The 21317-nt window shown below is 34.6% G+C and carries 18 protein-coding genes; 10 read left to right on the top strand and 8 right to left on the bottom strand.

The window, feature by feature from the left end; genetic code table 11:
* Window positions 1–60: 60 nt before the first annotated feature.
* The 6 genes from FNE73_RS01250 to mobA all read right to left on the bottom strand — a co-directional run bounded on the left by FNE73_RS01250 (window position 61) and on the right by mobA (window position 6773).
* Window positions 61–1722: an LlaJI family restriction endonuclease gene (locus FNE73_RS01250; protein WP_143882974.1), complete on the bottom strand. Its 1662-nt coding sequence runs from the start codon at window positions 1720–1722 to the stop codon at window positions 61–63.
* A complete protein-coding gene (locus FNE73_RS01245; RefSeq protein WP_143882973.1) occupies window positions 1719–3398 on the bottom strand; it encodes an McrB family protein in 1680 nt (559 codons plus the stop codon). Before FNE73_RS01245 ends, FNE73_RS01250 begins: the two co-directional genes overlap by 4 nt.
* A gap of 5 nt (window positions 3399–3403) precedes the next feature.
* On the bottom strand, window positions 3404–4708 hold the full coding sequence (dcm, locus tag FNE73_RS01240) for a DNA (cytosine-5-)-methyltransferase (RefSeq protein ID WP_228429825.1): 1305 nt from the start codon (window positions 4706–4708) through the stop codon (window positions 3404–3406).
* 15 nt (window positions 4709–4723) lie between these two features.
* Window positions 4724–4942, bottom strand: coding sequence for a helix-turn-helix domain-containing protein (locus FNE73_RS01235; protein WP_143882971.1), 219 nt, complete (start codon window positions 4940–4942; stop codon window positions 4724–4726).
* Between the two features lie 126 nt (window positions 4943–5068).
* The gene (gene mobB / locus FNE73_RS01230; RefSeq protein ID WP_143882970.1) at window positions 5069–6334 is read right to left on the bottom strand and encodes a conjugal transfer protein MobB; all 1266 of its coding nucleotides are present in this window, start codon (window positions 6332–6334) and stop codon (window positions 5069–5071) included.
* 4 nt (window positions 6335–6338) lie between these two features.
* Window positions 6339–6773, bottom strand: a complete 435-nt coding sequence (mobA, locus tag FNE73_RS01225; protein ID WP_143882969.1) for a conjugal transfer protein MobA — start codon at window positions 6771–6773, stop codon at window positions 6339–6341.
* A 547-nt stretch (window positions 6774–7320) separates the two neighbouring features.
* Between mobA and FNE73_RS01220 the strand changes: the two genes are divergently transcribed.
* The 4 genes from FNE73_RS01220 to FNE73_RS01205 all read left to right on the top strand — a co-directional run bounded on the left by FNE73_RS01220 (window position 7321) and on the right by FNE73_RS01205 (window position 9382).
* Window positions 7321–7815 (top strand): DUF3408 domain-containing protein, encoded by a 495-nt coding sequence (locus FNE73_RS01220; RefSeq protein ID WP_143882968.1) that lies wholly within the window; start codon window positions 7321–7323, stop codon window positions 7813–7815.
* 508 nt (window positions 7816–8323) lie between these two features.
* Window positions 8324–8707 carry a hypothetical protein gene (locus tag FNE73_RS01215; protein WP_070565605.1) on the top strand — a complete coding sequence of 128 codons (384 nt, stop codon included), beginning with the start codon at window positions 8324–8326 and terminating at the stop codon, window positions 8705–8707.
* A gap of 100 nt (window positions 8708–8807) precedes the next feature.
* Entirely contained in the window at window positions 8808–9104 is a 297-nt protein-coding gene (locus FNE73_RS01210) for a helix-turn-helix domain-containing protein (RefSeq protein WP_031504736.1), read from the top strand.
* Window positions 9101–9382 carry a helix-turn-helix domain-containing protein gene (locus tag FNE73_RS01205; RefSeq protein WP_021191501.1) on the top strand — a complete coding sequence of 94 codons (282 nt, stop codon included), beginning with the start codon at window positions 9101–9103 and terminating at the stop codon, window positions 9380–9382. The genes FNE73_RS01210 and FNE73_RS01205 overlap by 4 nt, the downstream gene beginning before the upstream one ends.
* Before the next feature lie 77 nt (window positions 9383–9459).
* Here the strand turns inward: FNE73_RS01205 and FNE73_RS01200 are convergent, their stop codons facing one another.
* Window positions 9460–10029, bottom strand: a complete 570-nt coding sequence (locus FNE73_RS01200) for a hypothetical protein (RefSeq protein WP_143882967.1) — start codon at window positions 10027–10029, stop codon at window positions 9460–9462.
* An 85-nt stretch (window positions 10030–10114) separates the two neighbouring features.
* Window positions 10115–11365 (bottom strand): site-specific integrase, encoded by a 1251-nt coding sequence (locus FNE73_RS01195; RefSeq protein ID WP_143882966.1) that lies wholly within the window; start codon window positions 11363–11365, stop codon window positions 10115–10117.
* 310 nt (window positions 11366–11675) lie between these two features.
* Between FNE73_RS01195 and FNE73_RS01190 the strand changes: the two genes are divergently transcribed.
* The 6 genes from FNE73_RS01190 to FNE73_RS01165 all read left to right on the top strand — a co-directional run bounded on the left by FNE73_RS01190 (window position 11676) and on the right by FNE73_RS01165 (window position 21096).
* Window positions 11676–12398 (top strand): helix-turn-helix transcriptional regulator, encoded by a 723-nt coding sequence (locus tag FNE73_RS01190; protein ID WP_143882965.1) that lies wholly within the window; start codon window positions 11676–11678, stop codon window positions 12396–12398.
* Window positions 12399–12671: 273 nt separating this feature from the next.
* Entirely contained in the window at window positions 12672–14147 is a 1476-nt protein-coding gene (locus FNE73_RS01185) for a tetratricopeptide repeat protein (protein WP_143882964.1), read from the top strand.
* Between the two features lie 221 nt (window positions 14148–14368).
* Window positions 14369–14899, top strand: a complete 531-nt coding sequence (locus FNE73_RS01180; protein WP_143882963.1) for a hypothetical protein — start codon at window positions 14369–14371, stop codon at window positions 14897–14899.
* A 61-nt stretch (window positions 14900–14960) separates the two neighbouring features.
* Complete coding sequence (locus tag FNE73_RS16800; protein ID WP_228429823.1) at window positions 14961–19682, top strand: beta strand repeat-containing protein; 4722 nt, start codon at window positions 14961–14963, stop codon at window positions 19680–19682.
* A 146-nt stretch (window positions 19683–19828) separates the two neighbouring features.
* Complete coding sequence (locus FNE73_RS01170) at window positions 19829–20449, top strand: hypothetical protein (RefSeq protein WP_228429821.1); 621 nt, start codon at window positions 19829–19831, stop codon at window positions 20447–20449.
* Between the two features lie 68 nt (window positions 20450–20517).
* The gene (locus FNE73_RS01165; RefSeq protein WP_143882962.1) at window positions 20518–21096 is read left to right on the top strand and encodes a Crp/Fnr family transcriptional regulator; all 579 of its coding nucleotides are present in this window, start codon (window positions 20518–20520) and stop codon (window positions 21094–21096) included.
* Window positions 21097–21317: the final 221 nt, after the last annotated feature.

Raw genomic sequence — 21317 nt, 5'->3', positions numbered from 1 at the left:
TATATTTGACCCAATTTAATATTTTTTTATTCTTGTAACCATTTGATTTTTAAATTATTTTCATTCTAATACATATACCGATTTTTCTTCTAATTCAGCTTCAATTTGTGAAATTACTCCGTCAATGTCAGAGCCTTTTTCAAAGGCTAAAATCAGTTGATTTTCAAGTTGTGATGGTTTGTAAACCTTACCATTTAGCAGTTTAAAATGTTTATAGATGAAATTCTCTTCAATCGGTTTGACTTTATAAAACTGATATTTTTCATTGATAAAAGCTACTAACTTTTCTCTGAATATTTTCTGCGTATCTTTTTTAAAATTGTTTTTCAAAGTTGAATTTCTTGATAGATAGCCCGAAAGTACAAACAAAAAATTGATGTTGTATGATTGAACAAATAACGTATCCCTATCGAAAAGTCGGTTTTCGAAATGAAATTGCATTATTGGTTTTCCTGTCTCATTCAAATACGATTTAGAAAAATCAAAATCTTTATTTACAAAGGCAGAAATGAAAAAATTAGGAGTTATGTTATACCCTTCTGTTTCATTTTCTCTGTATCTTATTCTATGGTCTAAATCTCCTTTATTAAATAAATCAATATTGTACTGAATTACATTTCTGGCATAAGTGAATTGTTTTGCCTTTGAATTTTTCCCTACGCTATTTTGAGGTTTATAATATTTACTGTCTCCAACGAAATAGATTTCATCTTCGATTAGAAGTGATTTGTATTTATAAATATGGTCAACCTGTTTTCCGTCTGCGTGATTTTTTAATTCAGGGAATAATGTGCTATCTCCGATTAAGTCATCAATCATATCCTCAAACACGATATTGAAATCCTTGATTAGAAGAATTTCCTCTATTTGTTTCTTAGATTGGGTTCTTTCACTTCGCTCAAAATACGTAAATAGCAAATTGTATAGACAAATCATTTTATCCGAAAAATATTTGTACTTAATATTTTTCAACAATCTGCACCCTCTTCTTAAAACCGTTTCAAATTGATGCCCTTTAATGAGGTTGTAGTTTTGAGGAATTTGAAAATTAAACGCATACTTTTCTTTAATGTGATTTAGCGTTGAATAAAAAAGAATGAGTAACTCTTCGTCATCATTTACTCTTTTTCTTGTTGTTGCTAAATCAACATAAATTGGCTGGTTATTATGAATAATTGGCTGTTTCTTGTTAATAGTTTTGTGCCAATTGATTTTGTTTTGTTGTGAGTGTGCTGTTTTTGCAATGAATGTAAATAAGTCCTGATTTTCCTTATGAAACCTCAATAAACTTAAAATAATGTCAAGCTCAGTACTTGAATTTTCATCCAAATTGGTTACAATTTGATTAATAAATTGATTCTCTGAAATCGAATTGTAAAAATGTCTTTTATTGAATTGCTGAATTGCTCGATACAACCAAGTTGAAATTTCAAAAATCAGCTTGTCTTTTCCTGTTTCGGTTAATCTTTGTGTTGTTTCAAATGTTGGATTGATTAAAGATTCTGGCGTAAACTCATCAAAAGCTAGATTATGTTCATTGATAAAAACTTTTGGAAATATGATGACAACATCTCCTTTTTCCTCATTTATCTGCGGATTGAAGTAATACCCAACAAAGTTGATTTTTGATTCAATACCATTAATAGGAAAGTAGTACCTTTCAGTTAAAAATTTTGAGAGGTATTCCGTTTTGTAATGATATTCTTCAAATAATATTATCATTGTTCAGGTTCTAATCCGTTGAATTTCAAAAATGCTTTTACAAGATTTGTCGCATTTCCGTTATAAAGCTCTCCAAATTGGAAATCTATTGGATTATCTTCTTCAAGTTCATATTTAAAAATTGAACTCTGAGTTCCAAATTCATCCTTGTAAACCTCTGACCATAAATAAAACAAGACTTTAGACCTGAATTGGTCAAACGTTATGTTTCTGTCTTTAGGATTTACAAAGCGGTTTCCAAGTTGTTTATCTTCACTACCTGTTAGTTCTTTAATTTTCGGATTGATGTTCTCAATAAATTTACCCCAATTATATGTACTATCTCCGATAATGATGTTTAATGAATTCGCATCATCATAATTGATTGGTACAAATTCCCAATCCCAACGTCTTTTGAATGCACTATCCATTGGAAATAAAGATTGGTCAGAAGTGTTCATCGTAGCCAAAATGTAAAGATTATTTGGCAGAATGATTTTATCAAAATCTTCTGTTTGAATTATTGCTTTGTAGCTTTCCACTGCTTCCGTATTGGCAGAACTTTCAAATACAAATTTTAGATAATTTGCTAAATCCTTGTCACAATTGATTTCATACTTTGAAAAGCCGTTATCATCCCTGTCTAAACATTGAAATAAGTCTCCGAAAATTTGAGCACAATTTCCCCTGTTAATTTCTTCAATGATTAGAAAATATGGCTGTTCAGGATTTAGCCAAGCATTGCAATATGCTTTTGTAAATGCTTGAGGAACAAATTCATATTTGATGTTGAGTCCGTCCATTACAGGCTTATAACTTCCTACAAAAGAATGATAATCTGTTTCAGGGTGGAATGTTGTTCTTGTTCGATTATGACCATTTGTTCTCATTTCTATTTCTCTACTTTTTCCTGTTCCGGGAGAACCATAGAAAATGATTTGATGAGATAATGGAGTTTCACTACTGAAGTTATCCGCAACAGAATTTTCTGTTTTGCCTATTTTATAATATTCTGTGATATTAAAATTAGCTATTAATAAACATTTTAGATTTTCCTGTCCTGAATAAAGTGGTTGAATAAATGGACCTCTTGTTAATTCACCTGGATTCGCAGTAATAAGACTGCTATCAAATCCTAATGTAAATTTTGAATTATCTGTAATATTGAAATGATTTTTTAAATCTGAGAATAAAGAGTTTCTGTCCAATATAGAAGATGAAAACTCAATATTCACCTCATTTTCATTTGTAAAGAAAATATTAGTTACATCAGCTAGATGATAAATATTGAGAAATCTCTCAATTACATCTTGTTCGGAAAAATTATCGTCAAACTCCTCGTTCTGTAAACAAACGCAAGCGATATTGTTTAACGGAAGTTGATTATTTTTCAATAAGATTTGAAAAGTATTAGAAGCCCAATCATTTGGAAATATAATGTTTAGTGTATCTTGTGAAGCAAAATTCTTTTTGTTATTTTCATCAAAAAAGAATTTGTCTTGTAAAGAACTAGACAATTGACTAGAAAAGACATTATATTGATAATTTGATTCAACTGGATTTCCTGTTTCAATATTCAAATGTTTTAAAATTTCAAGTATTCCAAAGAATTTATTTAAAGAAGCTCGGCTTGTCTCCCCTTGCTCAATAATGCTTTTCCAAGATTCGAAAATCGTTGATTGTGATAAATACTTCATCCTTTCTATTTAATTGTTTCTAACATTTTTTTGATTATTGCTTCTAATACTGGAACTGCAACGGAATTCCCGAGTTGTTTATACGCTTGATTGTCCGAAACAGGGAATTTAAAGTTATCAGGATAGCCTTGTAAGCGTTGGGCTTCTAATACTGATAATTTCCTTTGTAAATCCCATAATTTGGGAACTCTATTAGCAATAATTGTAGGAGCATAGGTATCTTGACAAGCATAGAAAGCCTCTTGTATTTGTGTTTTAGCTACATCTCCAATATGAAATCTTAAAGCCCCATCAGGCTTTTGATATGAAAAAACACCGTGTTTCCCTTTTTTTGTATTGGGCTTATATTTTGAGTTATCGTGTTGAACACGCTCTTCATTTGATTTAAAGTGAAATTCTATTCGCTCAATCTCAAAGAGGGTTAATTTCAATTTATTATCTTTATTTGCTTCGGTGTCTATAATGGATTTAATTTTTGCACCTCTCTTATTTCCTTTAGGAAATTCAAAATTAACTTTATCTCTAAATCCTACACAATACCATCTTTCACGATATTGAGGTAATCCGAAATCATAGCTGTTTAGTATTTCCCATTTTATGGTATACCCTAATTCCGTAAGTGAGTTTTCAATTACTTTTAGTGTTTTTCCGCCATCGTGAGACTTAAGACCTTTGACATTCTCTAATAAAAACATCTTAGGAGTAGTATTTTTCAATATTTCTAAAATATCAAAAAATAGTGTTCCTCTTGTTTCGTCGAACCCTTGCTTTAGACCTGCGTAACTAAAAGGCTGACAGGGAAATCCAGCACATAAAAGTTCATAATTTTTCGGAATAAACTTTTTAGTTTCACTTTTTGTTATATCTCCGAATGGCGATTCTCCAAAATTGGATTCATAAGTTTTTTGAGCAAATTCATCCCATTCACTCGAAAAAACACAATTTCCACCAAGATTTTGACTGGCTAATCTGAATCCACCAATTCCTGCAAACAAATCAATAAATCTAAATTTGGGTTCTTTAGGAGAAGGAAAAGGTATATCTTCAATCCTATAATTAAATAGCAAATACTGCATAGCGTTTTCCGCAACAGTATTAGTGATTTCAACCTCAGGATATTTTAACTCTAATAAATGTTTTAAGTACAAATGTGCACTTTTTTTGTAGTATTTTGAGACTCCATTAGTGCTATTATGTAAATAATGCGTTAATGATGCTTTCCCATAATCAAGGCTTTCAATTAACCTTATTTTATAGGTTTTGCCATTAATTTCCTCTAATGATATCTTTTCTACTAAATCTAATTCCATTCTCATTTCTACTATCTATGAAAGTTTTGCAGGAGTTTTACTTACTTTTATTTCTGTCAATAATTCTTTAGGCTCAACATCCAATATTTTTGCTATTTCAAATAGAATTTCCAATCTGGGTTGTTGTCTATTTTGAGTATAGGAATTTACCATATTATAACTCTTACCAAGTTGCTCGGCAAGCCATTTTTGTTTGATACCTTTTTCTTCCAAAACTTCTTTAATTCTATTCATAACTCTAAATAGTTCCAGTTGGCTAATTTAGTCTTTATATCATTAATATCTCATTTTTCGAGATAAAAAAATATAATAAGCTGATAGTGTTTAAGATATTTTGAAACACGAAAATAGAGAAGTATGTTACATCTTTCTCCCTTTCTTCCTTTTCATCTTCATACGGTTGGCAAACTGCTCTTCTTCGTAATCCTCGCCTTGTGTATCGGGTAAGAGATTAAATAATCCCAAATCAGAACTCTGCGAATGTTCCTGTGTAATGAACTCGAAAAGGTCTTTGGTCGGTTGGCTGTCTAATGTGTTTGTATTGGAAACAGGGCTGTCCTGTATTTTTAGTTCGGTTTTGTTTCCGTTGTTCCAACAATCGTTAAACATATTTGCTGATAGGTTTCTATCTAAAGTTGAACCGTTCCAAACACTTCGGCTTTCGTGGTCGATGAACGTGATACCATAAATCCGTCCGCTTTCGTTCCTGCGGACAACGGTATTAATACCCTGCTCTACAAGTTGCTTTTTAAAATCCGTTTCGCTGTTTGTAGTATGTATAGCCAATTCAATGGTATTCTTTAGGACAGAGCTAGCAGGATTAGTTTTCATTTTTTCTTTGGACTGTTCAAAATGTTTTTGAAGCTGTGTTACTCCTGCATCTTTTCCGAAAAGTGATGCTTTGAACGGATTACTTACCTTGTATCCGTTCTCATCTAATGCCATATAAACCAATCCGTTTACAGTTTGACCGTTTCGCTCGCCTTTGACTTCTTCCGCTGTGATATTGAAAAGGGAAAGTAACGCATTGTAACTACCCATAGTAGAATAGCTATAATACTTGGGTAGATGCCTTACTACGGAAGCAATCTGACTTTTGATGTCTCCGTTTTTATGATTTACAGGCTTAAAAACTTTGTTGACTTTTTTCTGCTCCTGCTCGACGGCTTTGTTCAGGTTATATTTAGTTTCCAAATCCCTACAGATAGCCATTGAGCGCGGGTGGTCGTAATCATCGGGGATTTTCTTGCCGTCAATTCCCACGCAGGTCGAAATGATGTGGATATGCGTGCGGTCTATATCGGTATGTTTGAAAACAATATAGGGCTGATTGCCGTACCCCATACGTTCCATATACTCCTGAGCCATATCCGTAAACTGCTCATCGCTTACCTTATCCGCAGGATCAGGGTTCAGCGATATATGCCTAACGGTCTTTTCTGTTTTTATATTGGCAGACAGATAAGGTTCAAAACATTTATTGAAATACTGGGTGGAATATCTGCCGTCTATAGTATCGGGCACTTTGTTCAGTAACAAAACAGCTCCGTTTTCTTTTTCTACTTTCTGCTGATTGTACAAAATAGCTCCGTACATATTGCTTCTCTTTCCGATTTTTGCAATCATATTTTTACTCTTTATTCAGGTATTTCTTTTCAAATTCCTGTGTCAAACGGATGACTTCTTTCGTGACATTTACCAATTCGATGGTTTCTTTTTCCAATTTAAAAAGGTATGTTCCTGCTTTTTTCTCTGAAAAATTGCGGTACAATATCTTCACAACCTGATTATAATTTGTTCCGATTGCTCGGAACTGACTAAAAAATCGGGTCAATTTTTCGTGATAATCTATTACATCCATATCAATTTTTACGGTCTTTACCGTCTTCTGAAAGATGCAAGCGGTAATAAAATGAGCAATGACTTTCATTTCTGACTGGTCAAAGAGAGCAAGAAATTTAGCATTATCCTCCGCATTCAGGTTGATAGAATACCGATGAACCGCAGGGTCAATCTTTGGCTTTCTTCCTGATTTCTTAATCTGTTTTCTGTTTTTCTCTTCCATAATAATCCATTTTAATTTTTAAACAAACGGGCGACTTCGGAGCCGTTTCCAGCCCCCTGCAAGGGCAAGTGCTTTTGAGGTGCCGAAATTCATTTCGAGTACCTCAAAAGATAACTTGCTCTGAACAAGGGTTCAGAAAAATCCGTTTTGCAAACGGATTGTAGTTAGCAGGGAAAACCCATAGCTTCCATTACAAATTTCGGTAAGACTATTTGAATAACAGCTATTTACAACAATGACAATGAACGCCAAATGATGCCACTGAATACCACCTTAAAGCAGATTGGGACTGCTTTTATTTCCTTTGTATATGGCTAGCTAGCTGATTGGTTATATCCTTAATGAAGTAACTAAACAGCATAAATCCCGACAGCAAATCTGCGTGATTGAATGCAGACGAATTGCAGATTTTTGAGTTAATGAACTAACCAATTAAGGGTCTGCAGGTGCTTTGGTAGATAGGTAGTTACATAGATACAACAGTATATACAGCTGATTGCTTAGTTAACCAAACAGCTAATTGGATATAATATTAAAAATGATAGATATGATACACGAAGAAAACAAAAATCAGCAACCCGAAAAAGAGGATTTCTCTATTGAAAATTTCATAACTGATGAAAATAAACAATCTTTCACGGAACAACAGGTAGTAACACATCGGGAAGATTTTGTCAAACCCAAAGTAGATGAGGAAGCTATTATGCGTGTAATGGCAGGCGAAGAACCTTCGGAAACTGAAACGGAAAACACAAAAACACCTGCGAGTAATACAAGAAGGATGATTTACAAGCCAAAGAAGCTGACCAAAGAGGACTACTGCGGACGGTTCTTCAAAATTCCCACGACAACGGCAAGCAGGGGGAAATCAGTGTATGTACGGCAGGAACACCACGAAACATTTAACAGGCTTACAAATATTATGGGCATCGACAAACTGACGATTTATGCGTATCTGGACAACATTATCGAATACCACTTTCAGGAGTTCGGGGAATTGATTAGGGAAATCTATAACGAGAAACACAAACCGTTGTTTTGATAACTATACGTGGTGGGTGGTACGTTTCTACCTCTTAAAATTATTTTCCAAAAGAAAAAAACAGAAAAAAAAGAAAGCCATTTTAACAAGGGGGACAGGCGGAAAAACCAAAAGGAAACGGAATAAGCCCCGAAGGGTGGCAGGGCACACAACAAACTCGGCGAAGCCACCATATTTGCCCTGCCATTATGCCGTAGTCTTTTGGTTGGGTGGTGCGGTGGCTGTCCACCTTATCTTTGCTCCCTTTTTTATTCTTTTTTTAATCAATTCCAATCAAAGAAAGGGTACAAAAAACACGTAAGGGCTAAGGATAGGGTGTTTTTTGTATGCTTTCCTTTATCCTTACAAAACTCTTTAAATGTGTGAGGGCTTTGCGAGGAAAATTTAAAGTGTTTTGAGGATTACTTTCTATTCATGTTGTGCCAACATAAGCCAAATACTGCCACATAATGCCAAATGAAAACAATACATTCCCTTGTGTTCTATATTGGGTGCAAATTTTGAACCTATGGCACAAAAAGTAATACCTGACAAAGAGCAGAAAGAGAAAGAACAAATCAGAAAAAAAGAACATAGTCCTTTGATACAGGTTGATAAGCAGAGCGACCCGATTTCCAATTTCATCGCTAATTTAAAACGTCAGTTCAGAGAAGCAAAAGGCTTAATAGATTGGAACAGGCTATTCGGGGGAAAACGTACTGAACAACAAAAGCAGACTTCCGAACCTGAAAGCATAATAGGTGCGACAAAAACGCTTATCCGTTCAGACTTCAAAAATGAAGAAAAAAATCAGGCTATACAGACCAATAAAAAGCCTGCTTTAAAAATGGACAATACAATCATAACGCAACAGTCTCGTCCTAAAAGTAAGAAACCAAAGTTAGGATTATAGCCTAGTATTTGGCAACTGTACGCCAAATACCGCCATCGGATGCAACATTAAAATGACCTATGTGAATAGCTTTTATTTTAGAGGTTTAAATGATGCAGATATGGAAATAACAGTTTTAGACATTCAGATTTTGAAAGCATTGCATAGGGAAGTTAAGGAAGTTTCCAATTTGATAGCGGAAATGACTACACCCTACAAAGCACTGCAACAGGCAACTAAATGGCTCGACCAACAGGAAGCCTGCCAATTGCTCAACATCAGCAAAAGAACGTTGCAGACATATAGGGCAAAAGGCATTCTTGGAGCAACGCAAATTAATCGGAAAACGTATTTCAGATTATCCGAAGTGGAGTTACTTATGCAGGGAGAGCGACCATTAAAAAAGCAAAAGAAATGAAACAGATTGGAAATTCAAACGAAGATATGCTTGCCTTGCTCGAAGCTGTGGTAGGCATCAAAAACGAACTGCTGTATATCAGGGAATATTTCCACCCATTGTTAAAAGGGGAAATATACCTGTCAGGCGAACAGGTTTGTGAGATGCTACATATCAGCAAGCGGACGTTGCAACAATACAGAGATGACGGACTGATACCTTTTATCAAGCTCGAACGGAAAATCTTGTTTCGTGAAAGTGATATTGTAAAAGTATTGGAAGATAACTATCAGCGTTAGCTGATTGTGTGAAACTGTAAGCGTATCGGTCAATTAAAGAAACAGCCCACTGCTTTAGGCAGTGGGCTGTGGTATTATTACATTTCTATCATTCCATTATTTAATATACTACTAAAATAGCAAGTCAAATTTGATGAAATTTTTTCAAAGACATTAGGAATATAGTCTGATATATTTTCAACAGTCAATTCCTTTTCAATAGGATAATTATGATATGTATTAAGGTAGTTTTTTATATCATATTTCTCCGTATCATTGAGTTTTTCAAAGGGATTTTGAGCTGTGTAGTTGTGTAAATCTGACAAATGAATGGAAGCACAACCAAATTTATATACATATTGAATATACCCATAAAATTCATTTGCCTTCTCAACCATATCTTTATCTGTGATTTGTTTCCATTTGTTATTTGACGTTAAAACTGTCCATTTCTCTCCTGACAAAGTCTGGTTCATCATTCTTTCTCGTTCATCGAAATCGGATATTCTACCTAAATACATTACTCTGATAAAAGAGTCCAACTCTTGTCTTAATATAGAAACGCAGTTGCCAAATAATCCTTGTGAAAATAAAAGTGTCAATGCTTTTTTATTTTCTTCACTTCTATTCTGAATTAGTGAAATATATTTTTGTCTTATATCCGCCATTATTTGAAGCATTTTTTCTAATAGCTAAAGTACAAAAAAAGCCAATGTAGATAACATTGACTTTTTTAAATTGCTTTACTGGGGTTTATAATTGAGCCACAAAAGACTGCTCCATTTCCTTAAATTTATGTGATACCTTTTGCATATCCTTACCAACTTTCTCGTTGAGAATTTTTGCGTAAATCTGTGTAGTAGCAATGTTTTTATGTCCTAACATCTTGCTCAAACTTTCGAGCGGAACGCCCTCGCTCAAAAACAGAGTGGCAAACGTATGACGTGCCAAATGAAAGGTTACTTTCTTTTCTACAAGGCAGTCAATCAGTTTAGATATTCTCTTTAAGCTGTCATTACAAACCGTATTTGATGGTACAGGAAATACCTTTCCGTTCTTTGACAATCCTGCATATTTTTCAATAATCATTTTCGGAATATCCAAGAGCATCACGTTTGACGATGTAGCCGTTTTCTTTCTGCGTACAATAATCCACTGGTTACCATCAAAGAAATCCTGAATATTACTGTTTTTAAGTCCTTTCATATCCGAATAGGAAAGTCCCGTAAAACAACTGAAAACAAACATGTCTTTAACTAATTCGTCTTTCTTTTTCTCGCAGTTGAACGTTACGAGCTGTTCCAATTCATTACGCAACAGATAACCTCGGTCTTTATCCTTTTTGGTATTCTTGTACTCGCTGAACGGATTAAAAGCAAGATGCTTTCTGCTCATTGCCAATCGGCAAAGTGTAGTAAACCCAATCATATACAGCCAAATGGTGTTGTGTGTTAAACTTTGGTCGTCACGCAGGTAGTAATCAAAGTCCTGTATAAAATCAGGAGTAAGGTCGTTAAAAGACACATCGGAGTAACCGTATTTTGTAAGTGCAAAATTGCGAAGATGTCTTAATAATGTTTTATACTTACTTCGTGTTCCATTTACCCGAAGTCCGCTATTGACCTTTTTCTCATAGTCGGACAAGAACTGTTCATAAAACTTGAAAAAGGTCATTTCTCCGCTTTCCATACCAAGGAAGGCATTTTTAAGTTTAGTACTGTTTACAGCCCCCTCATTCTTTAGGATTTTGGAATAGCATTCCTCAATACCTGAGCGGATTTTGTCAAGTTTGCTGTTTGTTTCTTGGGCTTCTCGGCTTTTACCTAAAACCCTGCCGTACTTCAAATCCCAATTTGTTGCCGAAATATCCAACTTGGCACTAAATGCAGATTGATTACCGTTTACGGTAATTCTGCACATAACCGTAACTTTCCCGTTCTTCTTCGGGGCATTCTTTTTAAGGTAGAAAAGAACCTTAAACGTTGATTTTTTTGTCGTTTCCATACTCACAATTCTTAATGATAAAATTAAACCTATGTGAGCTACCGAACAATATGAAAAACTATGCAGAAAGCTGAATTACAGCATTTTAAAACGGTTGTTTCTAATGCTTGAAAGTAACGTTTTAGTAACCTTACTTTTGCCTAACCTCGCTTTTTACTGCTTATTACCTCATCACCAAAAAATTATAAAACGGCTGTAAAGCCTTTATTTACAACCGTTTTGCCTGTTATTAATCTTTGATGTATTTTTACTGAAACTTTATTTTAAAGAAAATAGAGTTGACTCAGCACTATATTATTATAACAAAGCATTGAGTGTATTAGAAGAAACAAGTTCTGGGAAATATAACGCAGATATTTATAAAAAAATCTCAGAATCATATTTAAAAATCGGAGATATAGCGAAATATAAAGAATTTGAAGAAAAATATTTGGCTACAGCAAAAGAGGGTCATAAAAACCATATTGAAACTACAGAAACTATTTTTTCAGAAATTGTTAATGAACAAAAAAAAGAAGAGTATGAAAAAAATAAAAAGTACTTATTTTACATTTATATAATGGCAGGATTGTTTGTTATCATTCTGCTATTTTCTGTTTATTTGATTAGAAGAAAAATTATTAAAAATGCAAAAGAAAAATTAAAAATAAAAAGAGATATAATCTCTGAAAAAGAAGAACAGCTTGCAAAAAAAGAAAACGTTATTAATGAGTTGGAAATCAAAGTAAATGAATCATTTCATGAGATTATCCAGCTTGCCAATGAGAATAGTCCCGAATTTCTTGTAAGGTTTAAAGAGATTTATCCGGATTTTATTGCCGCTCTTCTTTCTAAAGAATCAGGACTTAGAAATAGCGAGCTTACATTATGTGCATTTCTTTACTTAGGATTTAATTCAAAAGACATAGCCAGAATTACCCATAAATCTGTCAGCACGATAGATAACAGAAAATACAATCTCAAAAAAAAGCTTAATGCACCCGCAGATCAGGGTCTTGCCCTATATTTCCAAAATATGATCAATAACAGATAATTAACGTTAAAAATAGTTTTGTTTGCAAAAAATAAATGTATTTTGATAATTCAGCAATAAATTATTAATGAAAACATTTTTTGTCAATTACAAAGCTCTTTCAATGTAAAACAAATAAAACAGTGCAGATTTGAATGTGATTAACATAATTACGTTTTTGTTTGAATTTTTTTGTATTTTAACTTAATTTTTATCTTAGAAAAAACTAAAATCTTGCTTTTAGTTTTAAGGGATTAAGTAGAGATTGGTACGTTAAATACTTTTATAATTGAAATGAAACTTAAATTTGTTTTTATCTCTGTGCTTTTAGGCTGTTTACTGAGTGGACAGGCTGTTTCTGATAAAGATATAAAAAAAGTAGAAGCTCTATTGGATTCTTCATATGCCAAAACATTGATTGTAGACATGAAAAGCAGCAGTCTTTTTGCGAAACAAGCACTTATAATTAGTAAAGAAAAAGGATATAAACAAGGAGAAGCATGGAGTAATTTTTATCTCGCACAAGGCTTATTTGAATTGCTGGCTTACAAACCGGCATTAATTTATTTATCTTATGCAGAAGAAGTCAATAAAGAGGTAAAAGATCAATATCTAACGTATGAAATTCACAGAGTGAGAAGCCGCGTTTTCGGATCTATGGAACTTTTGGATTCTTCTATAAAAGAACAGAAGAAAGGTCTTGAAGTTGTTTCTCAAATTAATAAGAATGAAAACGAAAAAAATTATTTAAGAAGCTTGGTGTATGAAAACCTTGCAACGACTTACAGCAAACTTCAAAATCAGCCGCTTTTTCATTATTATCTTGAAAAAAATAAAGTCCTTCTCGAAAAGCAGGATCCTGCTTTTGTTTACAACAATCTTATTTCTCTATACACAATGCTGGGGACTTATTATACTGACGAAGGAGAGTATAAGGAGGCAGAACTTTTTTTTGATAAGGCAAAGCAAATGGCAGTGCAGTACAAATACCCGTATATATCTTTCACTTACAGAAAATGGGGAGATTTGGAAGTTAGAAAAAAGAATCCAAAATCTGCTCTTGAATTTTACGAAAAAGCACTTGCAATACTTAATAAAACAAATTTCAGAAGGGAAGTTCCGGTTGTATATAAGCAAATGAGACCAGCTTATCTTCTCCTAAATGATGCTGAGAATGCTGAAAAAGTCCGAATTAAAGCTTTGGAATTAGAAAATGAGTTGAAAACAGAGCAAATGAAGGCGTCATCATCTGCGGTAGAAGAAATTCTTCAGCAGGAAAAAGAAAAAAATCTGGAAAATAACTGGAAAAACTATAGATGGATCGTATTTATTGCTGCCTTCCTCATCATTGGTATTGCGATCATCTTTTACCGATATTATATAAAAAAACAACAACTCATCAAGATCAATGAAGAAGCGTTAATGGATAAGGAGCAAAAGATTGATTTTCTTTCTAACAAAATAAATGACTCTTTCAACGAGGTTGTACGGCTCGCAAAGTCCAACAGTCCTGAGTTTTTCACAAGATTTCAGGAAATTTATCCGGATATTGTACAATCTCTTTTGAAAATTAATCCGAAATTGAGAGTTTCGGAGCTTACTTTAGCATCATACATTTATTTAGGTTTTAATACCAAGGATATTGCTGCCTGTACATTCAGAACTTTGAGTACCATTCGTAACAGGAAGCATAATCTTAGAACGAAACTCAGCATTTCTATTGAAGAAAGCACCGAACTCTGGTTTAAAAATCTTGCAAAAAAGAATTAAATAAAACGCTTTTACGTTTACTTACCAGATTAGTTTTAATGTTTTTACAAAATAACACCATTGAAAAACAAGGTGTTGTGTGTTTTAGTAGTAAGATAGATACACAATAGATTATGTGAAATTTTAGTTTAAGAAGGGATTAGTTTTCTTTTGCAAATTGAAATTCAAACAAACTGAAAACTGAAATTTTTTTAAAGAATACTACTACACTTTTTTCTAAAATGAAAAACAGTGTCATTTTCTTGTTTCTGTTTTTCTACTCCAGTTTTTTTTATTCTCAGATTCATATTTCCGGCGATGTCTATATGTATGGTGCGGAAAATTTAAAAATATCTGTAACAGACCAATCAGGAATTTATGATAATTCAAATATCTCCAAAGATTCAGGAAAAGAAAATCTTAAACCTGTCGTTGCAAATGATAAGAAAAAAAGGAAAAATCGAAAAGCTGTAGAGAAAACTTCAGAAAAGAAGCTTGTAGAAAATAAACAAAAATCACTTCCTGTAAATGACTTTACCTATCATACCTTACCTGATTCTGGTAAATCTTTCGGTGTATCTAAAAAACAGCTTTTTGCTCCTGCTCCTACATCGGTATTCAAATTAAAGTTTCTTCATTCTTTACAGCGATATCAGATTCAGGATTTTTCATATAAATCTCAAAATATTTCATATAACATAGTTTCCGATATAATTTTTGGAACAGAAAGAGATTCTTTTTCGGTAAGACCGCCGCCTTTTCATGTTATATAGATTTTCTTTTATCCTGATTTTTTTCAATTAGGAATTTTTTCTCATTATAAAAAAAATACTTATGAATTTAGATTTATCTGTTAATAGATATATCAAAAGGGTCACATATATATTCACACTTTTGATTTTTTATATAAACTATGCGCAATGCCCGCAAAGCATTGTATTTCCGGGTGCCAGAGCTGATGCTATTTTGGATATAAACGCAAGTAATTATACTTTAGGCAATGCAGCACTATCTATTAGCGTAAGTCGTTTTGGCTCTGCGGCAGCTGTTGCTACAGAAATTAATACGAATCACCAATCCGCTTTTGCTATATTGATAGATCCCGGCTTAAATACGGGAACATTTGCAAACAGGGTAGAAACTCAACTCAGCTTTTCACAGCCTGTTTACAATTTAAGATTTAATTTAAACGATATAGATGATGGTGACAGGGTTAGAGTTCTGGCGTATGATCAAAACAATAGTTTAATCAATTTTACAACATCAAATTTTGTATTAAATTCACCCACTCAAGTAACCTACACAGCAAGTCCGGATAAGGAGTTTTCGTCAAGTACAACCAATATTCCTTCAAGTGATACAGAGTTGAGAGCGAGAATAGCTGTTAATTTTAATGGTTTATTAGTATCCAGAGTAGTTATACAATATTATGATGCTGACTCTAATGCATCTACAGGAGCAGGAACATATACAATTGCCAATTTACAGGCTGTAGCATTATGTGCTAATCCGGATGATTTTGCGTCAGTTAAAGGAATAACTTCCTCATCAACCGCTATTACTAATGATTTTCATGTAAACACTGCAGCCACAACATCAAACGTTACAGCTTCTGCAGTAGGTACTTGGCCTTCTGGTATTACTATGAATGCAAACGGAACGATATCTATAGCCACAAATGTAGTTGCTGGAGTTTACAACCTTTCTTACAGAATTTGTTCCACTACTTTATCAGGGAATTGTGCTACCTCTACCATTAGACTTAATGTTTTGGAGGATACTGATGGTGATGGTGTTGCAGATATTTATGACCTTGATGATGATAACGACGGAATTCTTGATTCTGTAGAATGCGGTGGCGGAGCTGTTTATAATTACACCGGTTTTGGCATTCGTCAAGTAAGTACAACTCAAGGCAGTCTTATTGGATTAAGTGGTGCGAATTATTCGCCTTCCGTAATTTTTGCAGATCTTTTACCAGGTTTTGATGCGAATCATTTGGCTACAGACGCAGCAAGGAATAGAATGATATTTGCAAACAATGGCGGGCAGGGAAGTATTTTTGCATACCAATTTGCAACAAACTCTGTTGTCAATTTAGGAAGTGGTTTTCTTTCGAGTCTTAATAATACTACAGGAGGAGCTGCTATGTACAATGGTGATTACTACATTTATGATGATGAAGGAAGTGGAACTCTGGCAACTACAACGCAAGGATTGTGGAGAGTAACATTTAATGCTAGCGGAAATGCGAGTACGCTCACACGAGTAGCCGAACCTGTTAGTCTTACAACTGGATTGGGAGATATTGCCATTAGTCAGTCTGGAGTATTGTATTTAATGACAAGTTCAAATGTATTATACAGATTAAACTTAAATACTTTGAATCTTAGCACAACAGCACCATCATCATCTTGGTCTTTGGTGGGGACTACTACTGGCGCTGCGGGTTCTCAAATTTTCTTTGCTGCTAATGGAGATTTAATTGGCAGCAATAATGGAGATTTAATTAAAATTAATATTGATACAGCAGCGAATGAGGGAACTATTGCTACGAGTACTAATGGATATTTTTGGGGAGATCTTTCTGAAGCTCCAACGGTTGGGTTCACCTGTTCAATAGATACCGATGGAGACGGAATACCTAACCATTTAGATTTAGACAGTGACAATGACGGCTGCTCTGATGCCAACGAATATTACAACAATGCGAATGCAGATGGTGGTGACGGTGGCGTTTACGGCACCGGAAATCCTGCTGTAGACGGATCAGGAAAAGTAATCGCGGCAAGCTACACAAGCACTACCGCAGCCAATGTGACTTCGGCTACACAAGTAACTTTGGGAACACAACCTTACAATATTAATACAAAAATTGGAAGCAATGCCGCTTTTTCGGTCGTAGCATCAGCTGCAACAACCACCGTTTTCAATTCTGGGACGCCGAACTATACTGCTCCGTCTGCGACCAATACTACTTCAGGTATTTCGTATCAATGGCAGGTCAGTACAGATAACGGCTCTACCTGGTCTAATGTTACCAACGGAGGGCAGTATTCAGGAGCTACTACTGCAACATTGCTTGTGAATAATGTAACTTTAGCTCAAAACGGAAACAGATTCCGTGTAATTTTAGCTCATAGTGGAAGGATTTGTACCATTACATCTAATTCGGGAACGCTTTCTGTGGTAGATCCTTGTGTAATATCTGCAACTAACCCGGATTCTGATGGAGACGGTGTAAGTGATTACTGTGACAAAGATGATGATAATGACGGAATTTTAGACACCGTAGAATGTCCTACTTATGTTACATCGCCTAATATTTTGGTACAGTCTGCCACAGGAATTAATTCATTTAACGTAGAAACGCTTACACAAGCTGGTTTTTGTACAGGAAATCTCAACGTTACAACAGATATTGCTATGAGTCCTGCAGGTGTAATGTATGGCGTATATGCAACAGGAACATCTACCAGTACTTTGGCGATTATCAATCCAGGAAACTGCAATGTAACCAATGTTCTGAATTTATCATTTAGAGCTAACTCATTATCTTTCCTTCCGGACGGAAGTTTGTTGGTAAGTGGAGGTGATTCGATCATACGCAGAATTAATTTAACGACTAATTCTGTAAGTGTTTGGAGAAATTATACAAGTGGTAACGCAAACGGAGATTTTATCTTTATTAGCGGCAAGGTGTATGTCCTTTGGTTTGACTCGGCAATCAATGCCACCAACCCTATTATCAGAGAAGTAACGGTAAATGCCAATTATGATTATGTATCTGAAACTATTTTAGGATCGGTGCAAAGATTTGCTTTTGGTTTGGCAAAAGCAAACGGGAATGAATTGTATGCGGTTACTTCTATTGGAACTGATGGCGCAGGAAATCCACCAGGAACGATCATAAGAATCAATCTCAATCCGTTTTCTTGGTATGTCGTTTCCAATTATCCTGAAGGTTTGTTGGGTGCCACTTCTGTTGAGGAAGGCTTACTAGAGTGCGACACGGATAATGATGGAATTCCCAATAGATTAGATTTGGATTCTGATGGAGACGGCTGTTCTGATGCCAGAGAAGGCGCAGCTAATCTTACCGTTTTCACAAATTCTTCAATGCCTGGAGGAAATTCAGGAGCAAATTACAACGGATTATCTTCTTCTCCTGTTACTCAAAACTTAGGAAATACCATTGATAATACTTCAACTTCTGCAAGTTATGGCGTACCAACCGTTGCCGGAACGGGACAAGCGATAGGTCAATCTCAAAATGGCTTTAAAAATGATTGTCAAGATGCGGATGCGGATGGTATTGCAGATTGGGAAGACGTAGATGATGATAATGACGGGATTTTAGATTCTACAGAATGTACCACTACTTATAATGATTTTGTAACGGCATTTGGTAGTGGATCAACGATAAATATTTTGCCTTCCGATTTTGGATTAGCATTAAATGTTAAAAATCAAAATGTGACAAGAGATTTAAGTGCTAAATTTGGTTACCCAGCCAATTCAGGAGTTGTAATTGTAAGTATTACCAATGCTTCTGTACATCCTGTAGATAATGTCTGGTGGACTAAAAACGGTGAGTTACCTACCATTTGGAAGGTTACAGGTACAATGAGTGCATTTGTAGGATTGGGTAATGATAATGAATACTATGCAAACGATAGCAAAACCGTACATATCTATGATAAAGCTAGTGTAATACCTGTTACAGTTCCGGGATTAGTAAATCAAGCACCTGTAGCTGGACAATGGACTGTTATTGATACTGAAAGTCAAAAAACATTAAATAATCTTAATTCAAATAGTACTTCTGTAGAAAATGCAAACTGGAGATTTGTTAATATGAATTTTGGACCAAAATCGTTTGGTTTTTCAACCACTGTATCTAATGGAAATCCTAACTACGGTGTACAAATGTTATTAGAATGTGATACGGATAATGATGGTATTCCTAATCGTTTGGATTTGGATTCTGATGCCGATGGTTGTTCTGATGCCATAGAAGGCGGAGCAGATGTTACCAACTCCCAATTGGTGACCGCAGCAGGAACTCTTAGCGGAGGAAGTACAAGTGTTAATCACAATCTATGTGCACTTACAACTTGTGTAAGTACTACAGGAACTAATATTGGACTTCCGCAGTACTCAATTTTACCAACAGGATACAGTAATACAACAGGACAAACTATTGGAGATTCTCAAAATGCTTTAGTAAACGGATGTGTTTGCTATGAAGACCCTACATTGGTTTCTGGTGCTACTTACCCTGTAAAACACGGAATTACAGTATTGGGAAGAGCAGGTGCAGACAATGGTGACTGGCCAATGAACAGAAACTCTGCTTATACAGCATTGGAAGGTAAAACCAAAGGGTTTGTAATAACAAGAAACAGCAGCCCGGAAACAACAGTAGCAATACCTGTTGTTGGAATGATGGTCTTTGATACGGATGAAAATGCGGGAGCAGGCTGTCTGAAAATTTACACAGGCTCCGGAGCTGGTGAAGGCTGGAAATGTTTCAATACACAGGGTTGTCCTTAGAGATAGAAATAGAAAATAATATATATAAACAAATTCTTATCCACTCCCTCTTCCGACATTAAGATAATTTTATTCTTGATTAAACTAAAAAACACAGATGATATTCACAGGAAGAGGGATGGGTAAGTTTTAAAAACTTTACAATAATGGAAAAGAAGTACGAACATAAAAACGATAAAAAAATGAATATTGGTAAAAAAACAGCGGTTATATTGAGTATTTCCCTTTCTGCGCTTGCTTTTGCTCAGGTGAGAATCGGTGCAGTAAACTCTGTATCTAATACGAGCAGTACTTCGGTATTGCTGGAGTTTGGAACAGATGATGACAAAGGAATTATTCTTCCTTATGTAGAGACAGTTCCTTCCGGTACTAATGACGCAAAAGGAGGAACAATCATTTTTGATGTCTCTGCCAATTCGGAATACAAAGTAAAAGTGAAAAACGAAAATGCAGGCTGGAGTGATTTGAGTCGACTTTCAGGATACTCTGCTTCAGTAGAAAGTGTGGTAAAAACACCGCAGGCATCACCACTTTCCGATAAAGCAGGTGCAAAAGCAGTAATCGGAAATTCTGCAACTGCAACAGATGGTGTTTTGGTTTTAGATGCTGCAGATAAAGCAATGGTACTGCCGATTGTTTCCAATTATACCAATATTTCGAATCCTTCCCCGGGAATGATGGCGTTTCTGAAACATCCTACAGATTCTGCTAAGCACAGACTGATTGTTTTCAACGGACAAAAATGGACGTTTTGGAGACCCAATTAGTTTCAACTATAAAAACACAAAATTATACCTGATTTTCTTCATAGAAAATGTAACACAAATGAAAAAATATGAATCACGAGAAATTAATGAACTTTTTAAGTGCCTATGGAAAACCTACAGAAGAGGATCATCATAATATCAGGAAATATTTTAAAGTAAGGGAAGTTCATAAAAAACAGGTTTTAATAGAACGTAATATGTCTTGTAATCAGCTTTTCTTTGTAAACAGCGGATTGCTGAGAGCGTACTATACCAATGAAAATGGTAAAGAAATAACAAGAATGGTAGCTTGGGAAAACCGTTTTCTGACTAATATTACCAGTTTTAAGAATCATGGAGATAATAACGAAACCATTGAATGTATACAAGAAGGCGAAATCCTCAGTATAAGCAGAGAAGATTTTGATACGCTTCTATCTTTTTTGAATCTGAAAGGAATGTATGCTGATATATTGGAAGAGTATAATGCAATGCACATCAAACGATTTGAAGCCCTTAATACATCTGATGCCCATCACAAAATAATGCATCTCAAAAAAGAGTTTCCTAATCTTATACAATTACTGAATGATCAGTTATTAGCTTCTTTTTTAGGGATTTCCAGAGAATATCTGGTCAAAAACAAAAGTTTATTATACAGTAAGTAAGACAGATAAATCTGTGAACCAGTTCACAGGTTATGATAAGAAAAAAAGCGAAATTTGCGTGTCAAAAGTTTTCAGGCATCTTAACATTTTTGATAAAACACAAATGAAATTAATAAAGTTTCGATAGAAAAGTAACAACATCCTGTATCTCAGGATGCTTGTTCTTTTCTTTTTTCTAAATTTTCTTAAAATAGTCTCTTACTGAATTTTATACAGGTTCT

This window comes from Chryseobacterium binzhouense (assembly GCF_007474545.1).
Classification (GTDB): domain Bacteria; phylum Bacteroidota; class Bacteroidia; order Flavobacteriales; family Weeksellaceae; genus Chryseobacterium; species Chryseobacterium binzhouense.
This window is presented reverse-complemented; position numbering and strand designations above follow the sequence as displayed.